We start from the raw sequence: 24720 nt of genomic DNA on the forward strand, positions 1-24720 counted from the left end.
GCTCCGTACTGGGGACACGGTCAGGAATCGGTTCCGTCAAGCGCCAGCCTGACGAGGGTGTCGGTGTCGAGCTCGTCGAGGTCCAGGGCCTCGTCGGTGGACTCGTCACCGCCGCCACCGTCGGCGTCGGTGAGGTTGAGCAGCAGGTCCAGCAGTCCGGCCTCGCGGATGCGGGCCAGCGGGATCGTCGCGAGCGCCTGCCGGACGGCCGCCTCCGCCGGGTCGCCGTCGTCCGCCGGCCCCGTCTCGGGCACCAGGCCGTCGAGCAGGTTCTCGGCGAGCACGGCCGGGTTCGGGTAGTCGAAGACGAGGGTCGCGGGCAGCGACAGGCCGGTGGCCCCGGTCAGCCGGTTGCGCAGCTCGACCGCCGTCAACGAGTCGAACCCGAGCTCCTTGAAGGCCCGCTGGGGCTTGACCCGGTCCGTGCCCGCGTGACCCAGCACGGCGGAGGCGTGGGTGCGGACCAGGTCGACCAGGTGCCGGACCCGCTCGGGGCGGGGCAGGGCGAGCAGGTGCTCCCGCAGGGCGTCGGCGACCCCGCCCGGCTGCTGCTCCCCGGCGTGGGCGTGCAGCGCCTCCCGGACCTCGGCGATGTCGTCGAGCAGCGGTCGGGGGCGGGCCGAGGCGTACGCCGGGGCGAAGACCGCCCAGTCGACGTCGACCACGGTCAGCGCCGCCCGGGGCAGGCCCACGGCGTACCGCATGGCGTGCACGGCGTCGGCCGGTGCCATCGCGGTCAGGCCGCGCCGGGCCAGCGCCTGCTGGGCCTCGCCGGTGGCCATGCCGCCGTCGGCCCACGGCCCCCAGGCCACGGACGTCGCCGCCAGGCCCCGTCCGCGACGGTGCTCGGCCAGCGCGTCGAGGAAGGCGTTGCCCGCCGCGTAGGCGGACTGTCCGCCGCTGCCCCACACCCCGGCGATGGAGGAGAACAGCACGAACGCGTCCAGCGGCCGGTCGCCGAGCAGGGCGTCCAGGTGCAGCGCGCCGGCGACCTTGCCGTCGAGCACGCCGGCGAACGCGGCCAGGTCGGTGTCGGCGATCAGGCCGGACTCGCCGGCGCCCGCCGCGTGGACCACGGCCGTCAACGGCGCGGGGTCCTCGTCCAGCCGGGCCAGCAGTGCCGCCACCTGGTCGCGGTCGGCCACGTCACAGGCGACGACCGACGCCCGGACGCCCTGCCCGGTCAGTTCCTCGCGCAGTTCCACCGCCCCCGGGGCCCGCTCGCCCCGACGGCTGGTCAGCACGACGTGCGCGGCGCCGTTGGCCGCCGCCCAGCGGGCCACGTGGGCGCCCAGCGCGCCGGTGCCGCCGGTGACCAGCACCGTGCCGGACGGGCGCCACCGCTGCGCCGTGTCGGGGGCGGCGGGCGCCGGACGGACCAGGCGACGGACGAACACGCCGGAGGGGCGTACGGCCAGCTGGTCCTCGTCGCCGGCGCCCGTCACCACCCGCGCCAGCCGGTCCCACGCCGTCGCGCCGGCCTGCTCGGGCAGGTCCACCAGTCCACCCCACAACTGGGGGTGTTCGAGGCTCGCCACGAGTCCCAGGCCCCAGAGCCCGCTCTGGGCGACGCCGTGCACCGGGTCCCCGTCGCCGGTGCTGACCGCGCCCTGGGTCAGGCACCACAGCCGGGTCGTCGCCCCGGTGTCGTGCAGGGCCTGGAGCAGCAGCAGCGTGGCGGCCGTGCCGACCGGCACGGCCGGGTGGGCGGGGTGCGGCTGGTCGCGCAGGCCGAGCAGGGAGAGCACGCCGGTGACGGGCCCGTCGGCCAGCGCGTCGGCCAGCCGTCGGGCGAGGTCCGCCCGGTCGACGCCGACCGGCTCGACGGTGAGCCGGACCACGTCGGCGCCGACCTCGGCGAGAGCCTTGGTGGCCGCCTCCGCCCGGGTGCCGTCCGCCAGGTCGTCCTCCGCCGTCACGAGCAGCCACACGCCGGGCCGCGCGGGGTCGGCGGTGATGTCGGTCCGCTTCCACCCGACCCGGTACGACCACCCGTCCACGACCGCCCGCTGCGTGCGTGCCCGGTGCCAGGTCGACAGGACCGGCAGGGCGGGGGTGAGGGCGTCCAGGGTGGCGCCGTCGTCGCCGAACTGCGCGGCGAGGGCGGCCAGGTCGCCACGCTCGACGGCGGTCCAGAAGTCGGCGTCGCCGCGGTGGGTCGCCGTCTGTCGTGGCCGGATCGCCGGCTCGGGCCAGTACCGCTCCCGGTGGAAGGCGTATGTGGGCAGGTCGACCCGGCGGGCGCCGGTGTCGGTGAACCACTGCCGCCACGTCACCGGCACGCCGTGCACGTGCAGCTCGGCCAGGGCGTGCAACAACGCCTGCGCCTCCGGCCGGTCCCGGCGCTGCACCGCCACCGCCAACACGGCGTCGTCGGCGGGCAGCACGTCGGCCGCCATCGCGGTCAACACACTCTGCGGGCCCACCTCCAGGAACGTGTCCACCCCCGCCTCGCGCAGGGCGGTGACCCCGTCGGCGTACCGCACCGCCTCCCGCACGTGCCGCACCCAGTACTCCGGGGTGCGGATCTCGTCGGCGTCCGCCAGCGCACCGGTCACGTTCGACACGACCGGCAGCAACGGCGCCGCGAACGTCAACCCGGACAGGACCGCCCGGAACTCGTCGAGCATCGGCTCCATCAACGGACTGTGGAACGCGTGACTCACCGTGAGCCGGCGCGTCCGCACACCCCGCTCCCGCCAAAGCCGCTCCACCTCGTCCAGGGCGTCGACGGCACCCGACACGACCACGGCGGCGGGCCCGTTGACGGCCGCGACACCCACCCGGTCGGTCAGTCCCGCGATCGACTCCGCCACCGCAGCCTCGCCCGCCGCCACCGCCAACATCCCGCCACCGGCCGGCAGCGCCTGCATCAGCCGACCCCGCGCCGCCACCAGCGCACACGCGTCCGGCAGGGACAGCACCCCGGCGACGTGCGCGGCCGTCACCTCACCGATCGAGTGACCGGCCAGCAGATCCGGCACGATCCCGAACGACTCCACCAGACGGAACAACGCCACCTCGACCGCGAACAACCCGGCCTGCGTGAACACGGTCTGATCCAGCAACCCCGCCTCGGCCGTGCCCGCCTCCGCGAACAGCACCTCCCGCAACGGACGCGGCAACAACGCGTCCAGGTGCGCACACACCTCGTCCAACGCGGCGGCGAACACCGGGAACTGGGCCGACAACTCCCGACCCATCCCCGCACGCTGCGCACCCTGACCCGAGAAGAGCAGGGCGACCTGGCCGCGCGCGGCGGTGGCGCCGGTCACGACAGCGCCGGAGGGCTCGCCCGCCGCCACCGCCGCCAGACCCGCCAGCAGCTCGTCGCGGCTCGCACCGGACACGACCGCCCGGTGCTCCAACGCCGAGCGGGACACCACCGACGAGAACGCCACGTCCACCGGACGCCGCTGCCCGTCCGCCGACAACCAGCTCACCCACCGACCCGCCTGGGCGGCCAGCGCGGCGTCGTCGCGGGCAGAGAGCAGCACCGGTACGACCGGCGGCACGTCGCGGGCGACGATCTCACCCTCGATCGCCTCGACCGGCGGCTGCTCGATGATCACGTGCGCGTTGGTGCCGGAGATGCCGAACGACGACACCGCCGCCCGGCGCGGCCGGTCCGCCTGCGGCCACGGGGTGGGCTCGGTCGCGAGGGCCACCGCCCCGGAGGCCCAGTCGATGTGCGGCGACGGCTCGTCGACGTGCAGGGTCGGCGGGACGATGCCGTGCCGCATCGCCATGATCATCTTGATCACGCCGGCGACGCCGGCGGCGGCCTGCGCGTGCCCGATGTTCGACTTGATGGAGCCCAGCCACAGCGGCTCCCGGCCCTGCCGGTCCTGCCCGTAGGTGGCCAGCACGGCCTGCGCCTCGATCGGGTCGCCCAGCGTGGTGCCCGTGCCGTGCGCCTCCACCACGTCGACGTCGACGGTGGAGAGTCGCGCCGACGCGAGCGCCTGGCGGATCACCCGCTGCTGCGAAGGGCCGTTCGGCGCCGTCAGCCCGTTCGACGCGCCGTCCTGGTTGACGGCGGTGCCGCGTACCACGGCCAGGATGCGGCGGCCCTCGCGGCGCGCGTCGGAGAGGCGCTGCACCAGCAGCACGCCGACGCCCTCGGACCAGCCGGTGCCGTCGGCCGACGCCGCGAACGACCGGCACCGGCCGTCGGGCGACAGACCACGCTGCCGGGAGAACTCCACGAACGTGCCCGGCGTCGCCATCACGGTCACGCCACCGGCCAGCGCGAGGTCGCACTCACCGCTGCGCAGCGCCTGCACCGCCAGGTGCAGCGCCACCAGGCTGGACGAACACGCCGTGTCGACGGTGACCGCCGGGCCCTCCAGGCCGAACGTGTACGCCACCCGGCCCGAGAGCACGCTGCCCGAGTTGCCGGTGCCGATGTAGCCCTCGACGTCGGGCGTCTCCATCAGCCGCGTCGCGTAGTCGTGGTAGATGACGCCCGCGAACACGCCGGTCCGGCTGCCCCGCAGGCCCGCCGGGTCCAGGCCCGCCGACTCGAACGTCTCCCACGACGCCTCCAGCAGCAGGCGGTGCTGCGGGTCCATGGCGAGGGCCTCGCGGGGCGAGATGCCGAAGAAGCCGGAGTCGAACTCCGCCGCCCCGTACAGGAAGCCACCGTGCCGGGTGTACGAGGTGCCGCCGTGGTCGGGATCCGGGTCGTACAGCGACTCCAGGTCCCAGCCGCGGTCGGCCGGGAACTCCCCGATGCCCTCCCCGCCGGTGCTGACCAGCCTCCACAGCTCGTCGGGAGACTCCACCCCGCCCGGGTAGCGGCAGGCCATGCCGACGATCGCGATCGCCTCGTCGGCGTCGCCGACTGTCGCCTCGTCGGCGGCGACGGCACCGGTCCGGGTGCCGGCGAGTTCCGCGTACACGTGGGCGGCCAGGACCTGCGGGGACGGGTAGTCGAACACCAGGGTCGAGGTGAGGCGCAGGCCGGTCGCGCCGTTCACCCGGTTGCGCAGCTCGACGGCGGTCAGCGAGTCGAAGCCCAGGTCCTTGAACGCCCGGTCCGCCGGCACCGCCTCGGCGCCGCCGTGGCCGAGCACCTGCGCGACCAGGCCCCGGATGAGCTGGTCGACCTGCGCGAGGCCGTCCTCGGCGCTGAGGCCGGCGAGCCGGTCGGCCCAGCCGCCGGTGCCCTGCCCGGCCCGGCGGCGGGTCGTCGCGACGTCGACCAGGTTGCGCAGCATCGGCGGTACGACCGCGCCGGAGGCGGCTGCCCGCAGCGCGGGTACGTCGATCGCGGCCGGCACCAGCACCGCCCGCTGCGCCCCCAGCGCGGCGTCGAACAGCTCCAGCCCGGTGCGGGCGTTCATCGCCCGGAGGCCGGCGCGTGTCGTGCGGGCCCGGTCGTTGCCGCCGATCGAGGCGGCCATACCGGCGGTGTCCCACATCCCCCACGCCAGACTCACCGCCGGCAACCCGAGCTGCCGCCGCCACACCGCCAACCCGTCCAGGAACGCGTTACCCGCCGCGTACGCCGACTGACCCGGCGAACCCAACACCCCCGCCACCGACGAGAACACCACGAACAGATCCAGGTCCAGACCCGCCGTCGCCTCGTGCAACAACCAACCCGCCGACACCTTCGGCGCCAACACCCCCGCCAGACGCTCGTCGGTGACCCGCTCGATCACCCCGTCGTCCAGGACACCGGCCGTGTGCACCACACCCGCAAGACGACCCCCGGCAGCGACCTCGGCAACCAGCGCGGACACCTGATCCCGGTCCGTCACGTCGCACGCCACGATCCGCACGGCGGCGCCAAGCGCCGTCAGCCGCTCCGACAGCTCGCCGGCACCCGCGGCCTCCGGACCACGTCGCGACACCAGCACCAACGACCGCACCCCGTGCACCGACACCAGATGCTCCGCGACCAGCGCCCCGAGCGCGCCCGTACCACCGGTCACCAGCACCGCACCGTCACCCACGACCGGCGACTCCGCCGCCGCCGGGGCGACCGCACGTACCAGACGCGGCACGAACACCGCACCGGAACGGACGGCCAGCTGCCCGCCGGCCGGGTCCGCGGCGAACCGGGCCAGGATGCCCAGCACGCCGGGGTTCATCGCGCCGTCGACGTCGGCCAGGACGATGCGGCCGGGGTGCTCGGACTGCGCGGAGCGCAGCAGGCCCCACACGGCCGCAGCGGCCAGGTCGGTCACCCGGTCCTCGTCGCGGACGGCCACCGCGCCCCGGGTCACCACCACGAGCTTCGAGTCCGTCAGCTCGTCGGCGGCCAGCCACGCCTGCACCAGGCCCAGCACGTCGGAGGTCACCGTGCCCACGGCCTGCGCCGGGTCGGCGTCGTCGGCGTTCGACGCGGCCGGCGTGAACAGCAGCAGACGCGGCGGCGCGATGCCGGCGTCGATCGCGGCCCGCAGCTGCCTGATCGTCTCGGCGGAGGGACCGCCGGGGACGCCCGGCAGGGCCGGCCCGCCCAGCACCGCCCAGCCCGACGCGTCGTCGACCGGGTCGGCCTCCTCGGCCTGCCAGAGCACCTCGAACAGGGAGCGCGACGCCGCGCTCGCGGCGGCCACGCCGGTCAGCTCCCGCAGGACGAGGGAGTCCACCGACACCACCGGGGCGCCCGCCTCGTCGGAGGCGGTCAGCCGCACCCCGGAACCGTTGCGGGTCAACCGCACCCGCAGCAGCCCCGCGCCCGAGGCGTGCACCTGCACGCCCTCGAACGCGAACGGCACCCGCGGCCCACCCGACTCCTCCGTGCCGGGCAGCAGCCCGATCGGGTGCAGGGCGGCGTCCAGCAGCGCCGGGTGCACGCCGAAGCGAGCCGCCTCCGTCGCCGCCTCGTCCGGCAGGACCACCTCGGCGTACACGCCGTCCTCGGTGGTCCACACCCGACGCAGCCCCTGGAACGCCGGGCCGTAGGCCAGGCCGTGCTCGAGCAGCGCCGGGTACCAGCCCGCCAGGTCCACCTCGGTCGCGCCGGGAGGCGGCCAGGCCGCGGTCCGCGGCTCGTCGGCCGTCGCCGGTTCGAGCACGCCCTCCGCGTGCCGGGTCCAGCCCGCCTCGGGGTCGTCGTCGGGGCGCGAGTAGACGGCGACGGGGCGCTGCGGCGAATCCGACGCGGACACCCGCACCTGGATCCGTACGGCGCCGGACTCGGGAAGCACCAGCGGCACCAGCACCGTCAGGTCGCGCAGCCGGGGCAGGTCCGCCTCGTCGCCGGCGCGTACGGCCAGCTCCACCAGCGCCGTGCCCGGCACCAGCGTGACGCCCGAGACCACGTGGTCGGCCAGCCAGGGGTGCGTGGTCAGGGAGATCCGGCCGGTCAGCACGATCTCGTCGTCGCCGGCCAGGTCAACCGCCGCGCCGAGCAGCCCGTGCTCCGCCACGCCGAGACCGGCGCCGCTGACGTCGCCGGCGCGCAGCCGGCCCACGGCCGGCCAGAAGCGCTGCCGCTGGAACGGGTACGTCGGCAGGTCGACGGGGCGGGTCGCGCCCGGCAGGAGGGCGGTCCAGGTGACCGGCACGCCGTGCGCGTACAGCTCCGCCAGCGCGTGGACCAGGGACGCCGCTTCGGGCCGGCCGGGGCGCAGGGTCGCCACGACCGCCGCCGACGGTGCGGTGCCGTCGTCCGGCAGGCAGGCGCCCACCATGCCGGCGAGCACCGCGTCGGGGCCCAGCTCTAGGAACGTACGGACGTTGCGCTCGCGCAGGCTCGCGACCCCGTCGGCGAACCGGACCGTCTCCCGCACGTGCCGGACCCAGTAGTCGGGCGTGCCGATCTCGTCGGCGTCGGCGACCTGACCGGTCAGGTTGGACACGATCGGCAGGACGGGCCAGTGGAACGTCAGCCCGTCGAGCACCTGCCGGAACTCGGCCAGCATCGGCTCCATCAGCGGGCTGTGGAACGCGTGGCTGACGGTCAACCGGCGGGTACGCACACCCCGCTCCCGCCAGGTCAGCTCCAGCCCGTCGAGCGCCTCGACGTCCCCGGAGACCACCACGGCCGCCGGGGCGTTCACCGCCGCGACGCCGACCCGGTCGGTCAGGCCCGCGAGCGACTCCGCCACCGCGGCCTCGTCGGCGGCCACGGCCAGCATGCCGCCGCCGGCCGGCAGCGCCTGCATCAGCCGGCCACGCGCCGCGACCAGCGCGCACGCGTCGGCGAGGCTGAACAGGCCGGCGACGTGGGCGGCGGCCACCTCGCCGATGGAGTGCCCGGCCACCAGGTCCGGCACCACCCCGAGCGACTCCACCAGCCGGAACAGCGCCACCTCGACCGCGAACAACCCGGCCTGGGTGAACACCGTCTGGTCCAGCAGCTCCGCCTCGGCCGTGCCCGCCCCGGCGAACAGCACCCCGCGCAGCGGGCGCGGCAGCAGCAGATCCAGGTGCCCGCACACCTCGTCCAGGGCGGCGGCGAACACCGGGAAGGACGCGTACAACTCGCGACCCATGCCGGCGCGCTGCGCGCCCTGACCGGAGAAGAGCACGGCGGTGCGCCCGCTGCGGGCGACCCCCCGCACGACGGCGGCCGAGGGCTCGTCGTCGGCCAGCGCGCCGAGGGCGGCGAGCAGTCCGGCGCGGTCGCCGGGCAGCAGCACCGCGCGGTGTTCGAAGGCGGTCCGGCCGGTGGCGAGCGCCCGGCCGACGTCGGCGACGGCCAGGTCCGGCTCGCCGTCCACCAGGATCCGCAGCCGGTGTGCCTGCGCGCGCAGCGCGGCGTCGTCGCGGGCCGAGAGGACGCAGGCGACGAGGTCACCCGGGACGCCCGTGGTGGGCGGTGCGGGCTGCGCCGGGGCGGACTCCGGGGCCTGTTCGATGATGGTGTGCGCGTTGGTGCCGCTGATGCCGAACGACGACACCGCCGCGCGGCGGGGCCGGTCGGTGGCCGGCCACGGCCGTGCCTCGGTGAGCAGGGCGACCGATCCGGCCGTCCAGTCGATGTGCGGGGACGGCTTCTCGGCGTGCAGGGTCGGCGGCAGCATGCCGTGCCGCATCGCCAGCACCATCTTGATCACGCCGGCGACGCCGGCCGCCGCCTGGGCGTGGCCGATGTTCGACTTGATCGACCCCAGCCACAGCGGCCGGTCCTGCGGCCGGCCCTGCCCGTACGTGGCCAGCAGCGCCTGCGCCTCGATCGGGTCGCCGAGGGCGGTGCCGGTGCCGTGCGCCTCGACGGCGTCCACGTCGGTCGTGGCGAGCCGGGCGTTGGCGAGCGCCTGCCGGATGACCCGCTGCTGAGCGGGGCCGTTCGGCGCGGTCAGGCCGCTGCTGGCGCCGTCCTGGTTCACGGCGCTGCCCCGTACGACGGCGAGGACGCGGTGGCCGTTGCGCTGCGCGTCGGAGAGGCGCTCCAGCAGGAGCATGCCGATGCCCTCGGCGAAGCCGGTGCCGTCGGCGCCCGCGCCGAACGCCTTGCACCGCCCGTCGGCCGACAGGCCGCGCTGGCGGGAGAACTCGGTGAGCATGCCGGGGGTGGACATGACGCTCACCCCGCCGGCGAGGGCGAGCCGGCACTCGTCCTGCCGCAGCGCCTGGGTGGCCAGGTGCAACGCCACCAGCGACGACGAGCAGGCGGTGTCGACGGTGACGGCGGGCCCCTCCAGGCCGAACAGGTACGAGATCCGGCCCGAGGCGACGCTGCCGGCGCTGCCGTTGCCGACGTGGCCGTCCAGTTCGTCGGTGGTGCCGGCGGCCTGGGAGGCGTAGTCGTGGTAGATGAGCCCGACGTAGACGCCGGTGCTGCTGCCCCGCGCCGAGTGGGGGTCGATCCCGGCGCGTTCGAAGGCCTCCCAGGACGTCTCCAGCAGCAGCCGCTGCTGCGGGTCCATCGCGAGGGCCTCCCGTGGGGAGATCCCGAAGAACGCGGCGTCGAACTGGGCGGCGTCGTGCAGGAAGCCGCCCTGGCGCGGCACGGCGCCGCCGTCCTCGCCGGCGACGCGCAGGTCGTCCAGGTTCCAGCCCCGGTCGGTGGGGAAGGGCGAGATGACGTCGGTGCCGGCGGTGACCACGTCCCAGAGCTGCTCGGGGGTCTGCACGTCGCCGGGGAAGCGGCAGGCCATGCCGATGATGGCGATCGGCTCGTCGAGGGCGGCGGCGGTGCCGACCGCGGCGGGCCGGTCCACGGCCGCCGCGCCGCCGAGTTCCCGGTCGAGGAACTCGGCGAGCACCACCGGGGTCGGGTAGTCGAACGCCACGGTCGCGGGCAGCCGCAGCCCGGTCGCGGTGGAGAGCCGGTTGCGCAGCTCCACCGAGGTGAGCGAGTCGAAGCCCAGCTCCTTGAAGGCGCGCTGGGCGTCGACGCTGTCCGCCGAGCGGTGCCCGAGCACGGCCGCCACGCTGCTGGCCACCAGGTCGAGCAGGTGCCCGCGCCGTTCCGCCGAGCTGAGCGACGCCAGCCGGTCCCGCACGGACGCGGTGTCCGCCGGGCCGCGACCCACCGCGCGCCGGGCCGGGCCGCCGGCCCGGACCACGTCACGCAGCAGGCTGGGTACGGTCTGGCCGGTCGGCCGCGCCGCTGCCGGCGGCAGGTTCATGAGGACGAGGTGCGCGGTGCCGCGCTGCCGCGCCAGCTCGTACAGCGCCACGCCCTGCTGGTCGGTCAGCGGGGCGCTGGTGGCGCGGATCGCCTTGCGGTGCTCGGTGCCGCCCAGGTGGGCGGTCATGGCGCTGCTGGTGGCCCAGAGTCCCCAGGCGAGACTGGTGGCGGGCAGGCCCTGCTCGCGGCGGTGCCGGGCGAGGGCGTCGAGGAAGGCGTTGGCCGCCGCGTAGTTGGCCTGCCCCGGGGAGCCGAGGGTGGCCGCCACCGAGGAGAACAGCACGAACGCGGACAGGTCCAGGTGCCGGGTGGCCTCGTGCAGCGCCCAGCCGGCGTCCACCTTCGGCGTCAGCACGGCGTGCAGGGCCGGCGCGTCGAGCGAGCCGATGGTCGCGTCGGCGATCACCCCGGCGGTGTGCACCACCGCGGTCAGCGGGTGCGCCGGCTCCACCAGGTCCAGCAGCCGGGTCACCTGTGCGGGGTCGGCCACGTCGGCGGTGCCGACGGTGACCCGGGCGCCCGCGCGGGTCAGCTCCTCGACCAGGTCGCGGTACTGCTCCGGGCCGCGCCGGGAGGCCAGCAGCAGGTGCCGGGCCTGGCCGGTGGTGACGAGGTGGCGGGCGAACACGCCGGCGAGGGCGCCGCCGGCGCCGGTGATCAGCACGGTGCCGTCCGGGTCGGCGGGCGCGGGCACCCGCAGGACGACCTTGCCGATGTGCCGGGCCTGACTGATGTACCGCAGGGCCTGCCGGGCCTGACGCACGTCCCAGGCCCGTACGGGCAGCGGGCGCAGCGCTCCCTGCGCGAAGAGCGCGAGGATCTCGGTGAGCATCTCGCCGATGCGCCGGTGGCCGGCCTCGTTGAGGTCGAACGCGCGGTAGGTGACGCCCGGGTGCCGGGCGGCGACCTCCTGCGGGTCGCGCAGGTCGGCCTTGCCCATCTCCACGAACCGGCCGCCGCGCGGCAGCAGCCGCAGCGACGCGTCGACGAACTCGCCGGCCAGGGCGTCGAGCACCACGTCCATTCCGGCGCCGTCGGTGGCCGCGCCGAAGGACTGCTCGAACTCGGTGGTACGCGACGACGCGATCCGCTCCTCGGCCACCCCCAGGCCGCGCAGCACGCCCCACTTGCCGGTGCTGGCGGTGGCGTACACCGTCGCGCCCCAGTGCCGGGCGAGCTGGATGGCAGCCATGCCGACGCCACCGGCGCCGTTGTGGATGAGCACCGACTCGCCGGCCCGCAGACCGGCCAGGTCCCGCAGCGCGTAGTACGCGGTCAGGAAGACCACCGGCACGGACGCGGCCTGCGCGAAGGACCAGCCGGCGGGGATCTTCGCGACGAGGTCGCGGGTGGCGATCACCTCGGGGGCGAAGGCGGGCTCGAACATGCCGAGCACCCGGTCGCCGGGCGCCAGGTCGGTCACGCCGGGGCCGACCTCGAGCACCACGCCGGCACCCTCGCTGCCCATCACGGCCGCCGGGTCCGGGTACATCCCCAGGCCGATCAGCACGTCCCGGAAGTTGACCCCGGCCGCGCGCACGGCGATGCGCACCTGACCGGCGTCCAGGGCGACGGCGGTGGCGGGCACCATGCCGACGCCGTCCAGGGTTCCGGGGCTCACCGCGCCGACCTGCCACAGCCCGGCCGGCGGGACGAGTTCCTCGGCGGCCGGGCCGGCGGGCCGGCCCAGGCGGGGGGTGCGCACGTCGTCGCCGCGTACGGCCACCTGGCCGCCGGTGGTCGACGGGTCCTCGGCCACGGCGGCCAGCACGGCGAGGGTGGCCTGGGTGAGTTCGCCGTCGACGTCGGCGAGGACGATCCGCCCCGGGTGCTCGGACTGCGCGGAGCGCAGCAGGCCCCAGACCGCCGCGCCGGGCAGGTCCCGCACCGCGTCGGCCGCAGTGGCGGCCACGGCCCCGCGGGTCAGCACCACCAGCGTCGTGTCGGCCAGGGCGGCGCTGTCCAGCCAGGACCGCACCACGTCCAGGACCCGGGCGGTGGCCGTACGGACCAGCTCGGGCAGGTCGCCGTCCGGCAGGCCGGCGGGCACGGGGAGAAGCAGCGCGCGGGGCGCCTCGACCGACCCGGCCGAGATCGCCGCGGTGAGTTCGTCGACGGTCGGGAACACCGGCGTCGCCAGGCCCGCCGGCGCGTCCCCGTCGCCGAGCAGCACCCAGCCGGAGACGTCGCCTGCCGGGGTGACCTGCTCGGCCTGCCACGTCACCTCGAACAGCGACCGCTCCGCGGCCTCCGTACCGGTGGCGTCGGTCATCTCCCGCAGGGCGAGCGACTCGACGGACACCACCGGGGCGCCGGACTCGTCGCCGGCCACCAGCCGCACGCGCGAGCCCGACCGGGTCAGCCGCACCCGCAGCGCCGTGGCGCCGGACGCGTGCACCTGCACGCCCTCGAACGCGAAGGGCACGCGCGGTCCGCCGGACCGCTCGTTGAGCAGCAGCCCGACGGGGTGCAGCGCGGCGTCCAGCAGTGCGGGGTGCACGGCGAAGGCGGCGGCGTCGGCGGCCGCCTCGTCCGGCAGGGCGACCTCGGCGTACGCCTCGTCGCCGGCGGTCCACAGCCGCCGCAGGCCCCGGAACGCCGGCCCGTAGGTCAGGCCGCGCTCCGCCAGCGCCGGGTACCAGCCGGCGAGGTCCACCTCGGTGGCCCCGGTGGGCGGCCAGGGACCGACGGCCGGTTCGTCGGCGGCCTGTTCCAGCAGGCCGTCGGCGTGCCGCAGCCACGCGGCGTCCGGGTCGCCGTCGGGCTGCGAGTGCACCGCCACGGTGCGGGTGCCGGAGTCGTCGGCCGCGCCGACGCGCACCTGCACGCGGACCGCGCCCGAGTTCGGCAGCACCAGCGGCGCGGCCACGGTCAGTTCCCGCACCCGGGAGGCGCCGACCTCGTCGCCGGCCCGCACCGCGAGTTCGACCAGGGCGGTGCCCGGCAGCACCAGCGTGCCGCCGACCGCGTGGTCCGCCAGCCAGGGGTGCGTCGACGCCGACAGCCGGCCGGTCAGCACGACCTCGTCGTCGCCGGCGAGGCGTACCGCCGCGCCGAGCAGGCCGTGTCCGGCCGCGCCCAGCCCCGCACCCGACACGTCGCCGGTCGCGGAGCGGTCGAGCGCCGGCCAGAACCGGTCCCGCTGGAAGGCGTACGTGGGCAGGTCGACCGGGTTGGCGCCGCAGCCGGCGAACACGCTCGCCCAGTCGACGGACCCGCCGGCGACGTGCAGGTCGCCGAGGTTGGCCAGCATCTGCCGCGGCCCGTTCTCGTCGCGGCGCAGCGAGCCCACCACCACGCCGGTGCCGGCGGCCCGGTCGAGCGCGTCCTGGACGGCCACCTTGAGCACGGGGTGCGGACTGACCTCGACGAAGGTTCGGTAGCCCTGGTCGATCAGCGCGTCCACGACCGGCGCGAGCCGGACGGGTTCGCGCAGGTTGCGGTACCAGTAGTCGGCGTCGAGCTCGGCGGTGTCGATCAGCTCGCCGGTGACGGTGGAGTGGAAGGCCAGCGTGGTGGAGCGCGCGTCCACCGTGCCGAACCCGGCGGCCACCTCGTCGCGGATCGCGTCGACGTGGCCGCTGTGCGCGGCGAAGTCGACGGCGACCCGCCGGGCACGGATGTCGCGCTCGGCGCAGTGTGCGAGCAGTTCGTCGACCGACGCCGAGTCGCCGGCGACCACGGTCACGGCGGCGCCGTTGAGGGCGCCGACGGAGAGGCTCCCCCGCCACGGCGCGATCAGCTGCTCGGTGTCGGCGGCCGGGAGCGGGACGGAGACCATGCCGCCCCGGCCGGCGATCGCCAGCAGGCCGCGGCTGCGCGCCACGACGAGCCGCGCCGCGTCGGCCAGGGACAGCGCGCCGGCGACGCAGGCCGCCGCGAGCTCGCCCTGCGAGTGCCCGACGACGGCGGCCGGTTCGACGCCGCACGAGCGCCAGAGCTGGGCGAGGGACACCATGACGGAGAAGAGCACGGGCTGGACCACGTCCACCCGGCCCAGGGGCGGCGCGCCGGGCGCCTGCCGGAGCACGTCGGTGAGGGACCAGTCCACCAGCCGGGACAGCTCCTCGGCGCACTCCCCCATCCGCTGCCGGAAGACCGGCGAGGTCTCCAGCAGGTCCAGCGCCATCCCCGTCCACTGGGAGCCCTGGCCGGGGAAGACGAAGACGACCTTCGACGCGGTGTCCACGCCGGCCGGTGAGCTGTCGGCGGAGGAGAGGGCGGCCAGGCGGGTGACCGCGTCGTCCCGGTCGGCGGCCACGACGACCGCGCGGTACGGGTGGTGCGCCCGCTGGGCGGCCAGCGAGTACCCGAGGTCGCGCAGGTCGAGGTCGGTGTCGCCGGCGAGCCGTTCGCCGGTCCGGGCGGCCTGCGCCCCGAGCGCGCGGGGGCTGCGGCCGGACACCAGCAGCGGTACGGCGGCGGGGCCGACCAGGCCGGGGACGTGCTCCGCCGGCGGGGCCGTCGCCGGAGCCGGCTCGTCGGGAGCCTGCTCGATGATGGTGTGCGCGTTGGTGCCGCTGATGCCGAACGACGACACCGCCGCCCGGCGCGGCCGCCGCACCGCCGGCCACGGCCGCGCCTCGGTGAGCAGGGCGACCGCGCCGGCGCTCCATTCGACGTGGGGCGACGGCTCGTCCACGTGCAGGGTCGGCGGCAGCACGCCGTGCCGCATCGCCAGCACCATCTTGATCACGCCGGCCACACCCGCCGCCGCCTGCGAGTGACCGATGTTCGACTTGATGGAGCCGAGCCAGAGCGGCTCCCCGCCGTCGCGGTCCTGCCCGTAGGTGGCCAGCACCGCCTGCGCCTCGATCGGGTCGCCGAGGACGGTGCCGGTGCCGTGCGCCTCGACGGCGTCCACGTCGGCCGGGCTCAGCCGGGCGTTCTCCAGGGCCTGCCGGATCACCCGCTGTTGCGAGGGGCCGTTCGGGGCGGTCAGCCCGTTGGACGCGCCGTCCTGGTTCACCGCGGAGCCCCGCAGCACGGCGAGCACCCGGTGCCCGTTGCGTCGGGCGTCGGAGAGCCGCTCCACGAGCAGCATGCCCACGCCCTCGGACCAGCCGGTGCCGTCGGCGCCGGCGGCGAACGCCTTGCACCGCCCGTCCGGGGCCAGCCCGCCCTGCCGGGAGAACTCGGAGAACATGCCGGGCTGCGCCATCAGCGCCACCCCGCCGGCCAGGGCCATGTCGCACTCGCCGCCGCGCAGCGCCTGGGCGGCGAGGTGCAACGCCACCAGCGACGAGGAGCAGGCGGTGTCGACGGTGACCGCCGGGCCTTCGAGGCCGAACATGTAGGCGACCCGCCCGGAGGCGACGCTGCCCGCGGTTCCGGTGAGCAGGTGCCCCTCGAGGCCGTCCAGGTCGTCGCGCCCGCTGGTGGCGTAGCCGGAGGAGGCAGCGCCGATGAAGACACCGGTGGCGGTGCCGCCGAGGGCGGTGGGGTCGATGCGGGCGTACTCGAAGCTCTCCCAGGCGGTCTCCAGCAGCAGTCGCTGCTGCGGGTCCATGGCGAGGGCCTCGCGGGGGCTGATGTTGAAGAAGCCGGCGTCGAAGTCGGCCGCGTCGTAGAGGAAGCCGCCCTGGTCGGTGACGGTGCCGCCGGCCTGGTCGCCGTCGGCGCCGTACAGCCGGTCGAGGTCCCAGCCACGGTCGGCGGGGAAGCCGCCGATCGCGTCGGAACCGGAGGTGACGAGCTGCCACAGCTGCTCAGGGGTGGCGACGCCGCCGGGGTAGCGGCAGGCCATGCCGATGATGGCGATCGGCTCGTCGGCGTCGGCGGTGACGACCGTACGGACCGTGGGGCCGGCGCCGGTGGACCGGCCGAGCTGCGCGAACAGGTGCTCGGCCAGGCGGGCCGGGGTGGGGTGGTCGAAGGCCAGCGTGGCGGACATCCGCAGCCCGGTGGCGGCGCCCAGCCGGTTGCGCAGCTCCACCGAGGTCAGCGAGTCGAAGCCCAGGTCCTTGAAGGCCTGGGTGGCGGGGACCGCCTGCGCCGACGCGTGCCCCAGCACCGTCGCGGCCTGGCCGCGGACCAGGTCGACCAACGCCTGGCGGGCGTCCGCCTCGGACAGGCCGTCGAGCCGGTCCCGCCACGACGCTCCGACGGTCGGCTGGTCGGTGGCGGTGCGGCGCCGGCCGCCGCCGCGCAGCAGGTGCCGCATCAGCGGCGGTACGTGGCTCGCCTCGCCGGTGACCTGGAGTCGGGCCGCGACGACGACCGGTTGCACCGCCGGCAGGGCGGCGTCGAAGAGTTCGGTGCCCTCGGCCGGGGAGAGCAGGCTCATCCCGACGCGCCGCAGCCGCTGCTGGTCGTCGCCGTCGAGGTGGGCGGTCATCGCGCTGGCGGTGGCCCACATGCCCCAGGCCACGCTGGTGGCGGGCAGCCCCTGCTGCCGCCGGTGCTGGGCGAGGGCGTCGAGGAAGGCGTTGGCGGCGGCGTAGTTGCCCTGTCCCGGGGAGCCGAGGGTGGCCGCCACCGAGGAGAACAGCACGAACGCGGACAGGTCCAGGTGCCGGGTGGCCTCGTGCAGCGCCCAGCCGGCGTCCACCTTCGGCGCCAGCACCGTACGCAGGGCGGACTCGTCGAGCGAGCCGATGGTCGCGTCGGCGATCACCCCGGCGGTGTGCACCACCGCCGTCAGCGGGTGCGCCGGGTCGATCCCGGCGATCAGCTCACCGACCTGCGCGGGGTCGCTGACGTCGACGGCAACGGCGGTGACGTCGGCGCCCGCGTCGGCGAGTTCCCGGACCAGGGTGGCGTAGCCGTCGTCGCCGTCACGGCCGGGTGCGCGACGGGAGGCCAGCAGCAGACGCCGGGCCTGGCCGGTGGCGACCAGGTGCCGCGCGAGCACGCCGGCCAGGGTTCCGGCCGCGCCGGTGACCAGCACGGTGCCCTCGGGGTCCACGGGCGCGGGGACGCGCAGCACCACCTTGCCGATGTGCCGGGCCTGACTGACGTGCCGCAGGGCCTGCCGGGCCTGGCGCACGTCCCAGGCCCGTACCGGCAGCGGACGCAGCGCGCCGGCCGCGAAGAGGGCGAGGATCTCGGCGAGCATCTCGCCGATCCGGGTGCTGCCCGCCTCGTTCAGGTCGAACGCCCGGTAGGTGACGCCCGGGTGCCGGGCGGCGACCTCCTCCGCGTCGCGTACGTCGGCCTTGCCCATCTCCACGAACCGGCCGCCGCGCGGCAGCAGCCGCAGCGACGCGTCGACGAACTCGCCGGCCAGGGCGTCGAGCACCACGTCCACCCCGGCGCCGTCGGTGGCCGCGCCGAAGACCTGCTCGAACTCGGTGGTACGCGACGACGCGATCCGCTCCTCGGCCACCCCCAGGCCGCGCAGCACACCCCACTTGCCGGTGCTGGCCGTCGCGTGGACGGTGGCGCCGAGGTGGTGGGCGAGCTGGATGGCGGCCATGCCGACGCCACCGGCGCCGTTGTGGATGAGCACCGACTCGCCGGCCCGCAGACCGGCCAGGTCCCGCAGCGCGTAGTACGCGGTCAGGAAGACCAGGGGGACGGACGCCGCCTGGGTGAAGGACCAGCCGGCGGGCATCTTCGCGATGCGCTCCCGGTGGGCGACCGCCTGCGGGCCGAAGCCGAGCTCGAACATGCCCATCACCCGGTCGCCGGGCGCCAGGTCGGTCACGCCGGGGCCGACCTCGACCACGACGCCGGCACCCTCGCTGCCCATCACGGCCGCCGGGTCCGGGTACATCCCCAGGCCGATCAGCACGTCCCGGAAGTTGACCCCGGCCGCGCGCACGGCGATGCGCACCTGGCCCGCGTCCAGCTCCCCGGGCGTGGCCCGGACCGGCCCGATCCCGTCCAGGGTGCCGGGAGTGACGGGGGCGAGGTGCCACGGTCCGGGCGGCGGGGTCAACTCGTCGCCGACCGGCCGTGCCAGCCTCGGCACGAGGGTCCGCTCGCCCCGCACCGCGAGCTGTCCGCCGGAGGCCGACGGGTCGACCGCCGCCCCGGCCAGCACGGCCAGGATCGCGGGGGTCAGCTCGCCGTCGACGTCGGCGAGGACGATCCGCCCCGGGTGCTCCGACTGCGCCGAGCGCAGCAGGCCCCAGACCGCGGCGGCCGCCAGGTCGGTGACCTGGTCGTCGTCCGCGGCGGCCACCGCGCCACGGGTCACCACCACGAGCCTCGTGTCCGCCAGCGGCTCGGCGGCGAGCCAGGAGCGCAGCACGTCCAGCACGGAGCCGGTGACCACCCGTACGGCCTGCGGCACGGTGGCGCCGGAATCGGCGGCCGGCACCGTCAGCAGCACCCGCCGGGCCGTGGCCCCGCCCGCCGCCAGCGCCGCCACGTCCGCGAAGACCGGCAGCTGCGACAGCGCTTCCGTGGCCGGCCGGCCCAGCGCCGCCCACCCCGGGAGGTCGTCGACGCCGTCGATCTGCTCGACCTGCCAGGTCACCTCGTACAGCGACCGGGCGGCGGCGCGGCTCGACGTCGGGGTCATCTCCCGCAGCACCAGGGAGTCCACCGACACCACCGGCGCGCCCGAGCCGTCGCAGGCCACCAGCCGCACCCCGGAGCCGTCGCGGGTCAGCCGTACCCGCAGCGTCCTGGCTCCCGAGGCGTGCACCTGCACGCCCTCGAACGCGAACGGCACGCGGGGCCCGCCCACCGGCTCCGCCGCCAGCAGCAGGGCCACCGGGTGCAACGCGGCGTCCAGCAGCGCCGGGTGCACCCCGAACGCGCTCGCCTCACCGGCCGCGCCGTCCGGCAACGCCACCTCGGCGTACGCCTCGTCGCCGGCCGTCCAGGCACGCCGCACGCCCTGGAACACCGGCCCGTACGACAGGCCGTGCTCCGCCAACGCCGGGTACCACCCGGTCAGGTCCACCTCGTCGGCGCCCGGCGGCGGCCACGCGCCGACGCCCGGCTCGTCGGCCGACACCGGCTCGAGCAGGCCCTCGGCGTGCCGCAGCCACTCGGTGTCGTCGTCGTCCTCCTCCTGCTGCGAGTACACGGACACCGAGCGGGCGGCCGAGTCGTCGGCCGCGCCGACGCGCACCTGCACGCGTACCGCACCGGACTCGGGCAGCACCAGCGGCGCCGCCACGGTCAGCTCCCGCACCCGCGACGCGCCCACCTCGTCGCCGGCGCGCACCGCCAGCTCCACCAGCGCGGTGCCCGGCACCACCACGGCGCCGCCGACCACGTGGTCGGCCAGCCACGGGTGCGTCGACACCGACAGCCGGCCGGTCAGCACGACCTCGTCGTCGCCGGCGAGGCGCACCGCCGCGCCGAGCAGCGGGTGCCCCGCCACGCCGAGACCGGCACCCGACACGTCGCCGACCCGCCACGGCAGCGCCTCGGGCCAGAACCGCTCCCGCTGGAAGGCGTACGTCGGCAGGTCCACGCGGCGCGCACCGGTGCCGGCGAACCACTCCCGCCAGGTGACCGGCACCCCGTGCACGTGCAGCTCGGCCAGCGCCGCCAGCAGCGCCTGCGCCTCCGGCCGGTCCCGACGCTGGGCGGCGACGGCCAGCACGTCGTCGTCGGGCAGGACGTCGGCCACCATCGCGGTCAGTACGCTCTGCGGGCCGATCTCCAGGAACGTGTCGACACCGGCGTCGCGCAGGGCGGCGAGCCCGTCGGCGTGCCGTACGGCCTCGCGGACGTGCCGCACCCAGTACTCGGGGGTGCGGATCTCGTCGGGGTCGGCGAGCGCCCCGGTCAGGTTCGACACGACCGGCAGCGCGGGCGCGGCGAAGGCCAGCCGCTCGACGATGCCGCGGAAGCGCTCCAGTACCGGCTCCATCAGCGGGCTGTGGAACGCGTGGCTCACCGTCAGCCGGCGGGTGCGCACGCCCCGGTCCCGCCAGACCCGCTCGACCTCGTCGAGGGCCTCGACGGCGCCGGAGACGACGACGGAGGCCGGGCCGTTCACCGCCGCGACGCCCACCCGGTCGGTCAGCCCGGCGATCGACTCCGCCACCGCCGCCTCGTCGGCGGCCACGGCGAGCATGCCCCCGCCGGCCGGCAGCGCCTGCATCAGCCGGCCCCGCGCCGCCACCAGCAGGCAGGCGTCCTGGAGGGACAGCACCCCGGCCACGTGCGCCGCGGCGATCTCGCCGACCGAGTGCCCGCCCACGAAGTCGGGCGCGACGCCGAACGACTCCACCAGCCGGAACAGCGCCACCTCGACCGCGAACAGGCCGGCCTGGGTGAACACGGTCTGGTCCAGCAGCTGCGCCTCGGTGGAGCCCTCGGGCGCGAACAGCACCTCCCTGAGCGGGCGCGGCAGCACCCGGTCCAGGTGCCCGCAGGCCTCGTCGAGGGCGGCGGCGAAGACGGGGAACTCGCCGTACAGCTCCCGGCCCATGCCGGCGCGCTGCGCGCCCTGGCCGGAGAAGAGCACCGCCAGCGGGCCCCGGTCACCGGCCTGGCCCATGACCACCGTGCCCGACGACTCTCCCGCCGCCAGGGTCGCCAGGCCCGCCAGCAGGCCCGCCCGGTCCTCGGCGAGCACCACCGCGCGCCGGTCGAGCGTCGACCGGGACACCACCGAGGACCAGGCCACGTCGAGCGGGCGCGGCTCCTCGTCGTCGCCCAGCCAGCGGGCCCACCGGTCGGCCTGCGCGGCCAGCACGGCCGGCTGAGCGGCGGAGAGCAGCACCGGCGCGACGGCGGGGCGGCGGGACGGGACGACCTCGTCAACGGCCGGATCGGCGGTCGGCGCCTGCTCCAGGATCAGGTGGGCGTTCGTGCCGCTCATGCCGAACGACGACACGCCGGCCCGGCGGACGTGCTCGCCGCCCGCCCACGGGCGCGCCTCGTCCAGCAGGGACACGGCGCCGGTCGACCAGTCGATGTGCGGGGACGGCTGGGCCACGTGCAGGGTGGGCGGCAGCACGCCGTGCCGCATCGCCATCACCATCTTGATGACGCCGCCGGCGCCGGCGGCGGCCTGCGGGTGACCGATGTTCGACTTCAGCGACCCCAGCCACAGCGGCCGGTCGGCGGAGCGTCCCTGCCCGTACGTGGCCAGCAGCGCCTGCGCCTCGATCGGGTCGCCGAGCCGGGTGCCCGTGCCGTGCGCCTCGACGGCGTCCACGTCGGACGGATCGAGCCGGGCGTTCTCCAGCGCCTGCCGGATGACCCGCTGCTGCGAGGGACCGTTGGGGGCGGTCAGGCCGCTGCTGGCGCCGTCCTGGTTCACGGCGCTGCCCCGGATCACGGCCAGGACCGGGTGGCCGTTGCGCCGGGCGTCGGAGAGCTTCTCGACGAGCAGCATGGCGACGCCCTCGGACCAGCCGGTCCCGTCGGCGTCGGCGGAGAAGGCCTTGCACCGGCCGTCGGAGGCGAGCCCCCGCTGGCGGGAGAACTCGACGAACGCGCCGGGCGTCGCCAGCACGGTGACGCCGCCGGCCACGGCGAGGGAGCACTCGCCGTCGCGCAGGGCCTGCCCGGCGAGGTGCAGGGCGACCAGCGACGAGGAGCAGGCGGTGTCGATCGTGACGGCCGGCCCCTCCAGCCCGAAGGAGTACGCCAGCCGGCCGGACATGACGCTCGCGGCGGTGCCGGTGAGGACGTAGCCCTCTGTGCCCGCGGGCAGTTGCCGCAGCACGGACGTGTAGTCCTGCCCGGCGGTGCCGACGAACACCCCGGTACGGCTGCCCCGCACCGACGTGGCGTCGATGCCGGCGCGCTCGAAGACCTCCCAGGTCACCTCGAGCAGGAGCCGCTGCTGCGGGTCCATGGCCAGCGCCTCGCGCGGCGAGATGCCGAACAGGGTCGGGTCGAACAGGCCGGCGTCGCGCAGGAAGCCGCCCCGGTTGCTGTACGTCGTGCCGGGGTGGTCGGGGTCGGGGTCGTAGAGCCCGTCGAGGTCCCAGCCCCGGTCGTCGGGGAACGTGCCGGTGGCGTCCACCCCGCCCGCGACCAGGTCCCAGAGATCCTCCGGTGAGGCGACCCCGCCGGGGAACCGGCAGGCCATGCCGACGATCGCGATCGGCTCGGCGTCCTCGTTCTCCAGCTCGGTCAGGCGCCGGCGCGCCAGGCGGAGCTCGGAGGTCACCCACTTCAGGTGTTCGAGGAGCTTGTCTTCGTCCGCCATGACCCACCCGCCCAGAGCTTGCTATCGATCGGAATCTGCCGATTCGTTGACCACACCACCGCCGACGGACCGGCTTCGTGCACAGGTGGGTGGAGACGTGGCCGTTCGGCCCACGGTCCCGACACCTGTTCCTGATTCCGGTTGTCGTGCCTGCTCAGGCGCCCGCCACGCCGGGCCGTCCCGCCGACACATGCCCGCCACCGTGACTGGACGCTACTGAGCGCCCATCACGCGCCCAACCCCTAGAGAACCCCTGATCGGCCGGCCCCCGAGGGCCGTCGCGGCGGGTCCCGGACGAAGCGGTGACCAGCATCGCGGCGGCCGCTCAGGCGGGCTGTCCGGCGACCGCCGGCAGGATGCGGCGCAACCGCCCCGGAGGCGTCGAGCGGCGACGCCACTCCCGTGGGTAGCCCACCGAGACCTCCTCGAACCGGACCCCGTCGTACCAGGTGGTGCGCGGGATGTGCAGGTGGCCGTAGACGGCGACGCGGGCGTCGAAGCGGACGTGCCAGTCCGCCGTGGCCTCGGTGCCGCACCACTGGGCGAACTCCGGGTACCGCAGGATCCGGGTGGGTTCGCGTACGAGCGGGAAGTGGTTGACCAGGACGGTGGGCAGCCCGTTGCGTTCCGCGGTGAGGCGGCGCTCGGTGAGGGCCAGCCGCGCCCGGCACCAGGCGTCCCGCGTCGGGTACGGGTCGGGGTGCAGCAGGATCTCGTCGGTGCAGACCACGCCGACCTCGTGCGCCCGCGCCAGGGCCTGCTCCTTCGTGTACGTCCCGGCCGGCCGGAAGCTGTAGTCGTAGAGCAGGAACAGCGGCGCGATCAGGACCGGGTCGTCGCCCTGCGGGTCCCAGACGGGGTACGGGTCCTCCGGCGTGACCACCCCGAGACCGCGGCACAGGCGCACCAGATGCTGGTAGCGCGCGTCCCCGCGCAGCTGGATCGGGTCCTCGCGGGGGGTCCACAGCTCGTGGTTGCCGGGGGCCCAGATCACCTTGGCGAACCGCCGGCTGAGCAGCCCCAGCGCCCACTCGACGTCGCCGACGAACTCGCCGACGTCGCCGGCGACGATGAGCCAGTCGCCGTCGCGTTCCGGCCGTAGCCGCTCGACGATGGCCTTGTTCTCCGCGTGGACCACGTGCAGGTCACTGATGGCGAGCAACTGAGGCAGGCCGGATCCGGCCATGCGGACCTCCCGTCCATCCGGGGTACCGCACGCACCCACATCCGCACCGTTCGCCGCCGATGGGCATGGCGAGACGGCCTGACGGGCTCCGACCCTACGGAGCCGGGTCCACACAGGCACACCCCTAGACGGGCCGACGGGACCCCTAGGCGAGCGTGACCTGACCGACGTCGGTCAGGTCACGGTTTCCCGCACCGTCAGGGGATTCCGCCGCCCGGTCAGGACTTGCCGAACTCGCGCTGGATGATGTCGAACAGCTCCTCCCTGCTCGCCGACTCCAACTCCTCCCCGGCGGCCGGCGCCGGTGCGGTGGCGGCGGGTCGTCCCCGCCACCTGGCCACCAGGTCCTCCAGCCGGCCGATGACCGCGTCGTCGACCTGGTCGCCGGGCAGGCCGCCGAGGAGCTGGTCGAGACGCTCGATCTCCGCCACGATCGGCAACGCCGGCTGCTCGGGCGCCAGCTCGGCCCGCAGGTGGCCGGCGAGCGCGTTCGGGGTGGGGTGGTCGAAGACGAGGGTGGCGGGCAGCCCGATGCCCGTCTCGGCGGTCAGCCGGTTGCGCAGCTCGACGGCGGTGAGCGAGTCGAAGCCCAGTTCGAGGAAGCCGCGGCCGGGCCTGATCTTGCTGGGCGTGGCGTGGCCCAGCACCGCCGCGGCGGTGCCGCGGACCAGATCGAGCAGGATGCGGTCGCGCTCCGCCCCGGAGGCGGCGGTCAGCCGCTCGCGCAGCGCCGTCGCCGCGCCCCGGTCCTCGCGGCTCGGCGTCTCCTCGCCCTGCCCGGGCTCCGCTGAGGGGATCTCGGTGAACAGACGGGACGGACGCAACGCCGTGAACGACGGCACGAACCGATCCCACCGCACATCCGCCACCACCACCTGCGCCTCACCACCATCCAACGCCCGCTGCAACGCCGCCACC

At 75.9% G+C, this 24720-nt stretch carries 3 protein-coding genes; all 3 read right to left on the minus strand.

Annotated elements, in window-relative coordinates; translation table 11 throughout:
• Positions 1-20 precede the first annotated feature (20 nt).
• The gene (locus tag KBX06_RS26615; RefSeq protein ID WP_374225680.1) at positions 21-22631 is read right to left on the minus strand and encodes a type I polyketide synthase; all 22611 of its coding nucleotides are present in this window, start codon (positions 22629-22631) and stop codon (positions 21-23) included.
• Positions 22632-22941: 310 nt separating this feature from the next.
• Positions 22942-23802 carry a metallophosphoesterase gene (locus KBX06_RS26620; protein WP_210839735.1) on the minus strand — a complete coding sequence of 287 codons (861 nt, stop codon included), beginning with the start codon at positions 23800-23802 and terminating at the stop codon, positions 22942-22944.
• A 218-nt stretch (positions 23803-24020) separates the two neighbouring features.
• Positions 24021-24720 (minus strand): phosphopantetheine-binding protein (locus KBX06_RS26625; protein WP_247686740.1); only part of this gene is annotated, 700 nt, incomplete at its 5' end.

Origin of the sequence: Micromonospora sp. C31, assembly GCF_018070575.1 — a bacterium.
GTDB lineage: Bacteria > Actinomycetota > Actinomycetes > Mycobacteriales > Micromonosporaceae > Micromonospora.